Raw genomic sequence first — 11714 nt, 5'->3', positions numbered from 1 at the left:
TAAGCAGTTGCGAAATCGCTTACAGTTAAATACTGTATGCACGTACAGCTTAATAAGGATAACCTCGTGGCCACCTCTCCTGCTGCTCCTGACGCTTACGAACGCATGGGCATGCGCGTTCAGAAAATCATAAATTCCCCTACCGCACAAAAAGCCAAAGCCGCACTGATTTTCCGTTTGCCGGATGAGCCGATGGATGACTGGGAGCGCTTGCTCGAGGAAATCGACGAGAACGACAACGTTACCCTCGCTTATCGCGATGACGGTGGCGTGCAGATTTTTTGGGTTGTGCCGAAGGAAGATTGATTCAATGAGTGTCCGCTGTGTTGCTTTGCTGTTGTTATTTTTTTCCGTGGGCGCCCAGGCTGGCGCCCCACGCACCTTTTCCGAAGCCAAGAAAGCCGCGTGGAAACTCTACGCGCCGCAGTCCACGGAGTTTTACTGCGGCTGCAAGTACACCGGCAACAAGGTCGATCTGAAAGCTTGCGGTTATGTGCCACGCAAGAACGCCAAGCGTGCTTCAAGAATCGAATGGGAGCACATCGTGCCGGCCTGGCAGATCGGTCACCAGCGGCAATGCTGGCAGCAAGGCGGACGCAAGAATTGCACACGCTACGACCCGGTTTATCAAAAGGCCGAAGCTGATTTGCACAATCTGGTGCCGAGCATTGGTGAGGTCAACGGTGACCGCAGCAACTTCAGCTACGGCTGGTTGCCGGTACAGTCCGGTCAGTACGGATCCTGCCTGACCCAGGTCGATTTCAAGGCGAAGAAGGTCATGCCCCGCCCTTCGATTCGCGGCATGATCGCCCGCACCTATTTTTATATGAGCAAACAATACGGACTGCGATTGTCGAAGCAGGATCGGCAGCTGTATGAGGCGTGGGACAAGACTTATCCGGTGCAGGACTGGGAACGTCAGCGCAACCAGAGCGTGGCGTGCGTGATGGGGCGCGGCAATGAATTTGTCGGCTCGGTAAATCTGAAAGCCTGCGGCTGATCGCAGCACAAAATAAAAAGGCCTCGAGCGTTATGCTCGAGGCCTTTTTCATATCTGTGCGTCCGAGCCGGTTTGAAGGCGCTTCGCTTATGGCGTAAGCGGATGCTCGATCACCACCGATTCGATATTTTGTTTCTTGGCTTTTACCAACGCCGCATCGACCTGCACCTTGCGCGCCTCGGCGTCAGCCTGAGAATTGAACGGACCGATCAGAATTCGTGTTTTACCGCTACCGTCCTTGACGACCGTTGGAACGAAAGCGTGCTCGATCAACCAGCCGCTCAGGTCACTGACGGCCTGAGGCGTTTCGCCACGCACTTCCAGATCCCACTGTGGCGCGGCAACCGCCGGCGCAGTTGCAACCTTCGTCTCAGGCTTCGGCGCATCTACATTTTTGCCATCACCGCAGCCTGCCAATGCCAGTGCCGCTACCAGCCAAACCAATTTGCGCACAACGCTGTCCTCAGAATTCGTAAAGCGGCGATCTTATCATTCATAAATACTTCGCGAGCCCCGCAAAATGGGCACAAAACAACGAGAATGATGATTGCAGCCTCTGTATAGTTACGCCCTGGGAATTAATGCCGCATCTGCGCGTCAGAAAGAGGCACCCAAACCGTGAGACTTCGCACTAATCTATAGATACCACCGACCTCTGCACTGTCTGAATCAGGTGCCCTACAAAGCAATCAAGGAGAAGACCATGCTGATACTCACCCGCAAAGTCGGTGAAAGCATAAACATTGGTGATGACATCACGATCACCATCCTCGGAGTCAGCGGCCAACAGGTTCGCATCGGCATCAACGCTCCGAAAAACGTGGCAGTGCACCGTGAAGAAATCTACCAGCGCATCCAGGCTGGCCTGACCGCTCCGGACAAGCCGCAAACGCCCTGAGCCGCACTGCATCACGTAGCCAGTCCCTTTGCCGCCGCGCAAGACTGGCTAAAGATTCACGCGCCGTTTAGCCATCCGCATTTCCCCCCGCTGGGCACGGCGCCTGAAGCAGGCTAACTCCCTTCATTGGTCTCCCCTTCCTCACTTGCGCCGATATTACCTTTCACTCCTGGAGTTGGCTGTCGGACGTTTCCGAGAGAGCGCGGAGAATTTCGCCTTCTAAGTGAGTATCACCCCACGCGCCATGCCTGTCGCCGCGACCATCATCAAGATCAGGAGCAGCGCTTCAACGTGACTGATTCGCGCGTACAGCTTGGCACGTCCGATATCAGGCGCTGTCCCGCGCGATGATGCGATACGCCATTTGATCAGCGTGATCATCGGTGCAAGCTCTATGAGAAGGATCAGCACAAACAGCGTGATCTTCAAATGAAACAGCGGCTGATGCAGGTAATAGTCAGAGCCTTTCTCATAACCGCCAAATGCACGCATGCCACCGGTAACCAGCAGCGCCAAAGCCGAAAGCCCCCACAGATTATCGGCAAGCAAAACACGCTTGACGTATCCCGCGCCGACCGCGAGCTGGCTGAATGCTTTGCCACGCGTCAGCACCGCCCAGAAAGCCAAGGCGAAAGCGAATAGATGAACAGCCGCAAGAATCCACTGACTCAGCATCGACGTACTCCTTATAAAGAGTTGGAAATCGGCCAGTCAGTAGTAGACGAAAACACGGGACCTCGCTTGGAGGTGATGGAGGGATAAATGCCCAAACGCCAAATCGCAGGCAAAAAAAATCCCAAGCAGCTGATGGAAGCTTGGGATTTAAAAATGCATAAACCGTGGTGGTGAACGCGGGATGGATGTTACTTAAATTCACAGTCACCAACAAGGCTTTTTCGATAGCCGGTTGGAGGAAAAAAGCTGTAAGCCTTTAAATATCCACAGCTTTTTTTATCAAACAGGAGCATGCAGCGCACCAGGATGGCGCGTTACCACCTGCGTTGCCGGAAGAATCGCGTGTCACAGGCCATTCCTGTGAACAGTAGTTGCCCGTCATTTTCAGATCCAGCCAATCTGATGAGCCTCGCCGTAGCACAACCGAGGCACCGAAGGATGAACATACGTTCATCGAAATCATCACTGCAAGCGTCTAGTCTGCGGGTTCCGACATAGTGACTACAGGAGTAACCCACCATGTTCTCGCACGAAAGCATCCCGCTCATCATCATCTTCATCATCATGCTGCTTGGCGTCCTGGCTACTGTCCTCCATCCGGTGCATGCGCTGATCACCTGGCTTCGCAGGCGAAGCGAAGGATCTTCCAACAGCCGCGCGCAAAAAGCAGAATCACGCTGATTATTCCCACATACGCCCGGCAAGGTCCGGGCTTTCTTTCGCCTGCACGAATCCTCGGTAACTCCCCGTCATCAGCCAATTGTGGAGCGGGACACCGTCAGGGTTTACCGCAGGAGTACTTCAAAGCGCTACTGGGCCACACGCAGACGAGAAGATGACGAAGCACTACCAGGCGGGACATGGCGACAAGTCGATAGATATGGAGGTGAGCGCCGAACTGGCGTTCTGAGGCGGGGGTTTTGCAAAAGTTTTGCAAATCGCAGACAACAAAAAAGGGCTCACCTTTCGGTGAGCCCTTCCAGACCGCCCAGCAGAGCGGATTTTGTTTGGTAGGCGCGATTGGACTCGAACCAACGACCCCCACCATGTCAAGGTGGTGCTCTAACCAACTGAGCTACGTGCCTGCTGTGAGGCGGCATTCTACGGAATTCCGGAGGGGTGTCAACACCTTTTTTTCACCTAACCCTATGAATATGCAAAATATTTAATTTCGCCTCGGCCAAGAAGAATTTCCGGTGGCTGGCGGAGGTTTTTCAACTCGGGTAGGATCGACACTCTCGTAAAATATATTAAACAGAGGCGGCAGGATGGCGAACACCCAATACCCAGAGTCTTATTACGCTGCGTCGGCCAATGCCGCACCGCCACGTCCAGTGCTGCAGGATGATGTGGAGACGGACGTCTGTGTGATCGGCGCCGGGTATACCGGGCTGTCCTCTGCTTTGTTTCTGCTGGAGAACGGTTTTCGCGTAACCGTGCTGGAAGCGGCCAAAGTCGGTTTTGGCGCCTCGGGCCGAAACGGTGGGCAGATCGTCAACAGCTATAGCCGCGACATTGACGTCATCGAACGCACGGTCGGCCCCAGGCAAGCGCAACTGCTCGGTGAAATGGCCTTTGAAGGCGGTCGGATCATTCGCGAGCGCGTGGCGAAATACAACATCCAGTGCGATCTGAAAGACGGCGGTGTATTCGCCGCCCTTTCCGCCAAACAGATGGGTCACCTGGAATCGCAAAAGCGCCTTTGGGAGCGCTTCGGCCACACCCAACTCGAACTGATGGACCAACGCCGCATTCGTGAAGTGGTTGGTTGCGATCAGTACATCGGTGGCATGCTCGATATGAGCGGCGGCCACATTCATCCGCTCAACCTGGCACTTGGCGAAGCGGCTGCAGTCGAGTCACTCGGCGGCACCATCTATGAGCAATCACCTGCCGTGCGCATCGAGCGCGGTGCCAATCCGGTCGTGCATACGCCGCAAGGCAAGGTCAGGGCCCAGTTCATCATCGTCGCCGGCAACGCCTACCTCGGTAATCTGGTGCCGGAACTGGCGGCCAAATCGATGCCGTGTGGCACTCAGGTGATCACCACCGAGCCGCTGGGCGACGAGCTGGCGAAGGCGCTATTGCCGCAGGATTACTGCGTGGAGGATTGCAACTATCTTCTCGACTACTACCGGCTTACTGCAGACAAGCGTCTGATCTTCGGCGGCGGCGTGGTCTACGGCGCGCGTGATCCGGCAAACATCGAAGCGATCATTCGCCCGAAGATGCTCAAGGCCTTCCCGCAACTCAAGAACGTCAAGATCGACTACGCCTGGACCGGCAACTTCCTGCTGACCCTGTCGCGCCTGCCTCAAGTCGGACGCCTGGGCGACAACATCTATTACTCACAGGGCTGCAGCGGTCACGGCGTCACCTACACGCATCTGGCTGGCAAAGTCCTCGCCGAAGCGTTGCGCGGTCAGGCCGAGCGTTTCGATGCCTTTGCCGACCTGCCCCACTACCCCTTCCCCGGCGGGCAAATGCTGCGTACACCGTTTGCCGCGCTGGGCGCCTGGTATTACGGGCTGCGCGATAAATTCGGGATGTAAAAAAAGGGCCGCAAATTGCGGCCCTCTTCATTTCTACGCAAAGCTCAAAGCTGATCCCGAGCAATCCCGCTGCGAATCCGCAGGATATCCGCCAGCACCGCCAGCGCAATTTCCGCCGGTGTCTTGCTGCCAAGGTTAAGCCCGATCGGCGCATGAATCCGCGCCAGCTCTGCCTCACTCAAGGCACCAACACGGCGTAAGCGCTCAAAGCGTTTTTGCGATGTCTGCAGCGATCCCATCACACCGACGTAAAACGCCTCGGTGCGCACCGCTTCCATCATCGCCAGATCATCGATCCGCGGATCGTGGGTCAGCGCCGCCACTGCTGTGTCGCGATGACAGCCACCGTCGGCAATGAACACCGAAGGCAACTGCCGGCGGATTTCTACGCCATCAAGCACCACACCTTCGAGCACTTCATCACGCGGATCGCAAAGAATCACTTCAAAGCCAAGCCCTACCGCAAACTCGGCACAGGCCTGTGCCACGCTGGAGTAGCCGGCGAGCAACAAGCGCTGCGCCGCGCCGATGCGAATGCGCACCCGATCAATCTCACGCTCGATCCGCGCGCCCTGCTCGCGATCAGCAAACACAGTGCGCGCACCGCTGCTCAAATCGACCTCGCGAATCAAACGTCGCTGACCGAGCAACGCCGATTCCAGTTCACGCAGATGCGCCTGTACCTCGCAGTCGGCGTCAAGTTTCTCCACCAACACATCGAGAATGCCGCCGCAAGGCAGACTGACCCGCGAGCGCGGATCGTCGCCTTCGCCGTAGCGCACGACGCTGACCGCCTCGAGAAACGCACCTTCGGCGACGCGCTGAAGAAAATCCTCCTCGACGCAACCGCCCGACAGCGAGCCGATCCACTGCCCGCCGTCGTTCACCGCCAGCAGCGAACCCGGCGCGCGCGGTGCCGAGCCGTAAGTGCTCAGCACCGTGCACAGCCAGATTCGCTGCCCGGCCACCGACCATTCCAACGCCCGGCGCACCACTTGCAGATCGAGATGCTGCATATCAGTGGGCCTTGTGCTCGACGCTCGGCGCGTCGGCTTGCAGCTTCTGCACTTCACTCATCGCCAGCTCATCACTCTGGCCGCCCCAACCCTGACGCAGATAGTTGAGCAGATCGGTCAATTGCTCGGGACTGAGCTTGTCGGCAAAACCCGGCATCGGCTGCATGTGTTCGAACCCGGAAAACTTCTGTTCGCCAATGCCATCTTCGATCACGCGCAACAGGTTGCGCGGATCGTCCAGACGCAACGTGGTGTTGCCGCGCATGGCCACTGCGATGTGCGGCTTGCCTTCACCGCCAGCCGCGTGGCAACCGGCGCAGACGTTGAGGTATTCCTGACGGCCGCGCTGGGCACTCGGGCTGAGCTTGTCCAGCGGCACTTCGACGAGCTCTTTGGCTGGCGGAGGTTGCTCACCCAGCAGGAATGTTGCCATTGCTGCCAGATCAGCATCGCTCAGCCCCTGAGTGCTGTTGTGGAACACCGGGAACATTTCGTTGAACATCGTTCCTTGCGCGCTCATGCCGTGCTTGAGAAACGTGCTCAGATCCTGCTGATTCCAGCCGCGCGCGGCCAGGTCGGTGGCCAGCAGACTCGGCGCCAGATAACCATTGAGGATGCCGCCGGTCATGCGCTTGTCCATTTGCATCGCGCCCGGCAGGCCGCGCGGCGTATGGCATTCACCGCAGTGACCGAGAACGTCGACCATATACTGGCCGCGCTTCCACGCCTCACTTTTGCCTTCAGCCGGCTCCAGTTTCACGTCTTTACCGTAGAGCATGTTCCATCCGGTCAGCCCCAGACGGACGTTGAACGGAAAGCTCAGGCTGGTTACCGGTGCGGCGCGCTCGATCGGCTCGATGGTTTTCAGATACGCGTGAATCGCATCGGAATCGGCGCGCGGCATCAGGTGATACGAGGTGTACGGCATCGCCGGGTACAGATTCGCACCGTCGCGACGTTTGCCTTCGGTCAACGCGGCGAAGAACTCGTCATCGTTGTACAGACCGATGCCGTGTTCCTTGCTCGGGGTGATGTTGGTGCCGTAGATCGTGCCGAATGGCGAGACGATCGGCAGGCCGCCGGCATAAGGCGCGCCACCCGGTGCGGTGTGGCAGGCCATGCAGTCGGCGGCGCGGGCGAGGTATTCGCCGCGCTTGACCTGATCGTCGGCGTGGGCCGCCAAGAGCGGCGCGGCCAGCCCGACTGCGAAAGTCACGCGGGTCAGTAAACGCTTCATGCTCAACCCTCCTTGACCAGACCAAGATCGGTCAGCACGTTGCGCGTGGCGTTGTAGTAACGCACGTAGCCGGTGCAGCGGCAGACGTGATGGCCGAGGCTGTCTTCGATCACCTGTTCAAGCTGACTTTTGACAATCGGCTGGCGCTTCAGCTTCTCGACCAGCACGGTTGCGGCGTTGACGAAGCCCGGCGCGCAGTAGCTGCACTGGAAGGCGAACTCGTCGACGAAGCGCTGCTGGATCGGATTGAGCTCGGTGACCTGACCTTGCTCGTCGCGGGTGGCGTGGCCTTCGATCGTGCGAACTTTCTTGCCCTCGAAGTAATGCGCGCCGGTGATGCAGGTGCGCACCTCTTCGCTGGTGCCGTCGGGGTTGTCGACGATCACTACGCAGGCGTGGCAGATGCCCTGGCCGCAGCCCAGACGCGAGCCGGTGAGGTTTTTGTATTCGTGCAGGTAGTCGATCATCGGCAGGTCATCAGGGATGTCCACCGGACCGACGGATTGACCATTGAGGGTCAGTTGAAGCGGACGGTTAGCCATTGAGGGCCTCCTTGATGCGCGCAGCGGTGATAGGCAGGTCACGAACACGTTTACCGATGGCATGCGCCACGGCGTTACCGATGGCACCGACGATCGGGATCATCACCACTTCGGCGATGCCTTTAGACGGATCGCTCGGCGACAGTGGCGGCAGAATTTCCGCGGTCTGTTTCCACACTGCAACGTGACGCGCCATCGGCAGACGATAACGGTTGAAGTTCCAGTCACCCTCCCCCGGACCGCCTTCGTACAGCGGCATCTCTTCCATCAGCGCATGGCCAATCCCCATAGCGATACCGCCTTCGAGCTGGCCCTTGACCAACTCTTCAACCAGCACGCGACCGCACTCGATCCACGAATGGTGATTGAGCACCTGGACTTCCGCCGAGCCTTTGTTGACCTTCAGCTCGACCAGCGTGGCGACCGGGCTGTAATAGGTCACCGCTGCGTTGTTCAACTGCACCACCGGGTAGTTGACGTTCTGCCGATCGAGCAGGTGGAAGCCAGCGCTGTTCATCTGCGCTTTCTTCGCTTGCGGGGCGCCATCGCCGTATTTCACCGCCAGACCGTCGAGCGGCAGGCGCTCGCGCACGCCGTCGATGCTGTACTCGGCCTCGGCCCAGCTCCAGCGGTTGAAACCGTGCACCGTGGCGCCTGTCACCAGACCGCGTTCATGGGCGCGCTTGGCCAGCTCTTCGAAGCTCAGCGGTTGCATGCCGTTGGCGGTCAGCTTGCCATCGACCCAGTGCGCATCCTCGCGACGCACCACGTAAGGGTTGGCCTGGCCGCCATACGGGCCCTGACGCCAGATCTCCAGCGCCGCCGGCCACAAACCATGGTTGAACAGCACGCGTGCCGCTTCCCGGGTCGCATGACTGAAGTAATAGGCGGAGTTGGTCGCCGACGACGCCGAGGCCAGCTTGCCGACCCAGCGCGGGTTGCGCAGCAGATTGTCCTGCTCCGCCTGACTCATGATGTACGGGTTGCCGCTGGTGATCAGCTGCATTTCCTGCCATTCGGTTTCGCCGGTCTTCACATCCTGCGCCGGGCTGCCGAGGAAATCGGCGACGACCAACGCTTGCGAGGTGGACATGCCGGTGCCGATTTCGATACCAATGTGGCGCAGCGTGATGCGGCCATCAGCGGTGAATTCGATGCTGGCCATCGGCGCTTCGGAGCCGGTGCCGAAATCTTTCTGGCAGATGGCGAAACCGACGCCGTACCAGTTATCCGGGTCTGCCGCTTCACGTTGCTGCTTGATCGCGTCGCGGTTTTTCCAGACCTCGTGCACCGAGGCCTTGTCGAGAATTTCGTGCAGGCGCAGCGCACCGGCCGGGATCGCGCCCTGAGTATTCTTCATGCCGGAACGCAGAGCGTTCCTGCGGCGCAAATCGATCGCGTCGACACCCAGGCGATTGGCGATCTCGTCGACCATCATCTCCGTCGCCGCCATGCTTTGCAGGGTGCCGTAACCGCGCATTGAGCCCGCCTCGACCGCACGCGAGTGATACGCGGTGACTTGCAGATCGTTCTGCGGCATGTAGTAGATCGACTGCGCTGCTGTGGCACCAACCGCCGCCACCGATGGGCTGTAGTTGACCCGACCGCCACCGTCGACGCTCATTTCCGCGCGGAAAATCTTGAAGGTGTAATCGTTCTTGTCCACGGCCAACTGGTAGCGGATGTCGAACGGGTGACGCTTGATGCCGCTCTGGAATTGCTCGTAGCGATCATTGGCCAGACGCACCGGCACCCCGGCGCCGTAGAGCGCAGCCAAGGCTGCGTAGTAAACGAAGATGTTGTGGTCTTTGGAGCCGTAGCCGACGGTGTAGCCCGGGTGCATGTTCAGGTTGGCCAGGCCGAAACGCGACGGCCCGATCATCTTCGCGGTCTCGGTCGCGACTTCCAGCGGGCACTGGGTCGCCACGACAAAATGCAGGGTTTTGGTTTTCGGGTCGTACCAGCCGTTGCCGTTGTCCGGCTCGAGGGCAGCCGGTTCGATGGACGGAGTTTTGTAGCGCTCATCGAACACCAGCCAGTTGTCCGGCGGCGTGTCGATTTCCTGCTTCATGCGGTCAGCGTAGAACAGGCCGCGTTCGGTGAGGTTGCCATGCAGGTTCGGCGAGGCATTCCACACCGGACGGCGGTTCTTCAGCATCGGGAACAGGATCGAATCCTTGAGGCTGGCGAACTCGTCTTCATCCGCCGAAGTCGCGCCGCCGACGCGCACGTAGCGGAAGCTGCCGTAGGGATCGCCTTCGTAGAACGGCACCTTGGCGCCGTAACGAATCGCTTTGTCATTGAATTTGAGTTGGTTCTTGGCCTGACGGAAACGCTCGAAATCGTTCCAGATCAGGATCGCCACCGGGTGACCGATGAACATCGGCACTTTGCCTTCCGGCAGCAATGGATCAGGCGCATGCTCTTCGGGGAAGTGGATACCGTCCTTGTCCAGATCGGCAGCGGTGACGATGCGGTCAGGTTGCAGATCGGCGCCGAGCCACGACAGGTCGTAACCTGCGTAGATACGGTCGGCCTTGATGGTTTTCAGCAGCATGGCGTGGCCCTGTTGCTCAGGCCAGCCGGGCATGTCCTTGGCGCGGATGTCGCGGGCGAAAACTTTGCCGCCGCAGACCTTGGACAGGGCATCGTTGCGTTGGCGCGCCTTGCCGTTATTGCCGAGCCATTTCTCGGACGGCACGGTGACGCTGTTTTCCATCAAGGCAGCCAGCGCCTGACTGCTGAGCGGCGTAAGCGTAACGCTCACACCCGCCACCAGCCCGCCCTGGAGGAACGAGCGCCGGGATATTTCACGGTTGGACATGGATCATCCTCTGGGCGGTTATAGGTCCGCCCTTGTGGTTATCTACTGGGGATCTCGAGTCGTGCAGAAGCTCTTTCTGGCGAAGCAAAGAGCTGTGTTGACAGTGCAAAGCTGACCGAAAGGTTAACTTTAAAGGTTTCTGCGCCCGCGGCAAACAACCAGTTACAAAAACCTGACCAAATAATCAAAAAAATCAATGCGACGTGGGATCGCAGCAATTTGGTTTGGAATCAAATCATTGTAGGAGTGAGCCTGCTCGCGATGGCGGTGTGTCAGTCGCGAATATCGGCGACTGGAATACAGCTATCGCGAGCAGGCTCACTCCTACAGAAGGATTTGTGCAAGAGTTCGAGAGAGGAATAGCCAAATTTCAGACACAAAAAACCCCGGTCTTTCGACCAGGGTCTTTGCTATCGATCCGATTCAGCCTGTTGCTGGTTTCGGCGCTTCAAGGCGTTCAGTGGTCCTTGAGGCAGATATGGCGCAGCGGACGGGACTCGAACCCGCGACCCCCGGCGTGACAGGCCGGTATTCTAACCGACTGAACTACCGCTGCGTATCGCTTTGAGCTTGCGCTCAAGTAACTCGTTTTGATCGCCGGCTTCGGTGCCTGGCAATCGCGAACCAGATGAATCTGACTCGTAAAATATGGCGCAGCGGACGGGACTCGAACCCGCGACCCCCGGCGTGACAGGCCGGTATTCTAACCGACTGAACTACCGCTGCGCGTCGGTGCAGGCACTTTCAGCCTACTCTCTTGCTTGTGCAAGCTTCTCGGGAGTGGTGGGTGATGACGGGATCGAACCGCCGACATTCTGCTTGTAAGGCAGACGCTCTCCCAGCTGAGCTAATCACCCGTTTGCATCTCCGAGGCCGCGAAATTTACGCAGGTGGCGAAGCTAAGTCAATAGCAGGATTGGAGTTTTTCTGAAAAAGACAAAATTGCTTCATTCCTGAAGAAGCCATCGAC

General features: G+C 58.4%; 11 protein-coding genes and 4 tRNA genes. 5 read left to right on the top strand and 10 right to left on the bottom strand.

All coding sequences use genetic code 11. The features are described from left to right. Window positions 1-36 precede the first annotated feature (36 nt). Window positions 37-306: a DUF1654 domain-containing protein gene (locus tag J2Y90_RS15540; RefSeq protein WP_016774035.1), complete on the top strand. Its 270-nt coding sequence runs from the start codon at window positions 37-39 to the stop codon at window positions 304-306. 4 nt (window positions 307-310) lie between these two features. Next, complete coding sequence (locus tag J2Y90_RS15535) at window positions 311-1000, top strand: endonuclease (protein ID WP_253500725.1); 690 nt, start codon at window positions 311-313, stop codon at window positions 998-1000. Window positions 1001-1087: 87 nt separating this feature from the next. On the opposite strand, the gene J2Y90_RS15530 is transcribed toward J2Y90_RS15535, so the two are convergent. After that, window positions 1088-1453: an SPOR domain-containing protein gene (locus J2Y90_RS15530; RefSeq protein WP_253500724.1), complete on the bottom strand. Its 366-nt coding sequence runs from the start codon at window positions 1451-1453 to the stop codon at window positions 1088-1090. A gap of 250 nt (window positions 1454-1703) precedes the next feature. On the opposite strand from J2Y90_RS15530, the gene csrA reads away from it, so the two are divergent. Next, entirely contained in the window at window positions 1704-1898 is a 195-nt protein-coding gene (gene csrA / locus J2Y90_RS15525; protein ID WP_003179932.1) for a carbon storage regulator CsrA, read from the top strand. Window positions 1899-2117: 219 nt separating this feature from the next. Here csrA and J2Y90_RS15520 read toward each other — a convergent pair whose 3' ends face one another. After that, a complete protein-coding gene (locus J2Y90_RS15520) occupies window positions 2118-2573 on the bottom strand; it encodes a DUF2214 family protein (RefSeq protein WP_253500723.1) in 456 nt (151 codons plus the stop codon). Between the two features lie 519 nt (window positions 2574-3092). Here J2Y90_RS15520 and J2Y90_RS15515 point away from each other — a divergent pair. Then, on the top strand, window positions 3093-3254 hold the full coding sequence (locus tag J2Y90_RS15515) for a hypothetical protein (RefSeq protein WP_253500722.1): 162 nt from the start codon (window positions 3093-3095) through the stop codon (window positions 3252-3254). Between the two features lie 327 nt (window positions 3255-3581). Here the strand turns inward: J2Y90_RS15515 and J2Y90_RS15510 are convergent. Then, window positions 3582-3658: transfer RNA gene (locus tag J2Y90_RS15510), tRNA-Val, on the bottom strand. 183 nt (window positions 3659-3841) lie between these two features. Here J2Y90_RS15510 and J2Y90_RS15505 point away from each other — a divergent pair. Beyond that, window positions 3842-5125: an NAD(P)/FAD-dependent oxidoreductase gene (locus J2Y90_RS15505; RefSeq protein WP_253500721.1), complete on the top strand. Its 1284-nt coding sequence runs from the start codon at window positions 3842-3844 to the stop codon at window positions 5123-5125. Between the two features lie 44 nt (window positions 5126-5169). Here J2Y90_RS15505 and J2Y90_RS15500 read toward each other — a convergent pair whose 3' ends face one another. From J2Y90_RS15500 to J2Y90_RS15470, 7 genes are all read right to left on the bottom strand, one after another. Beyond that, a complete protein-coding gene (locus tag J2Y90_RS15500; RefSeq protein WP_253500720.1) occupies window positions 5170-6141 on the bottom strand; it encodes an XdhC family protein in 972 nt (323 codons plus the stop codon). A 1-nt stretch (window position 6142) separates the two neighbouring features. After that, window positions 6143-7378 (bottom strand): c-type cytochrome, encoded by a 1236-nt coding sequence (locus tag J2Y90_RS15495; protein ID WP_253500719.1) that lies wholly within the window; start codon window positions 7376-7378, stop codon window positions 6143-6145. Window positions 7379-7380: 2 nt separating this feature from the next. Further along, window positions 7381-7920, bottom strand: a complete 540-nt coding sequence (locus J2Y90_RS15490; RefSeq protein WP_253500718.1) for a (2Fe-2S)-binding protein — start codon at window positions 7918-7920, stop codon at window positions 7381-7383. Next, window positions 7913-10744, bottom strand: a complete 2832-nt coding sequence (locus J2Y90_RS15485) for a xanthine dehydrogenase family protein molybdopterin-binding subunit (RefSeq protein ID WP_253500717.1) — start codon at window positions 10742-10744, stop codon at window positions 7913-7915. The genes J2Y90_RS15490 and J2Y90_RS15485 overlap by 8 nt, the downstream gene beginning before the upstream one ends. Before the next feature lie 479 nt (window positions 10745-11223). Then, window positions 11224-11300: transfer RNA gene (locus J2Y90_RS15480), tRNA-Asp, on the bottom strand. 93 nt (window positions 11301-11393) lie between these two features. Beyond that, window positions 11394-11470 (bottom strand) — tRNA-Asp (locus J2Y90_RS15475). A 55-nt stretch (window positions 11471-11525) separates the two neighbouring features. Next, window positions 11526-11601, bottom strand: a tRNA-Val gene (locus J2Y90_RS15470). Window positions 11602-11714 lie beyond the last annotated feature (113 nt).

Source organism: Pseudomonas koreensis, from assembly GCF_024169245.1.
Lineage (GTDB): Bacteria > Pseudomonadota > Gammaproteobacteria > Pseudomonadales > Pseudomonadaceae > Aquipseudomonas > Aquipseudomonas koreensis_F.
The sequence above is the reverse complement of the archived record's forward strand: the minus strand, read 5'-3'. Positions and strand labels throughout refer to the sequence as shown.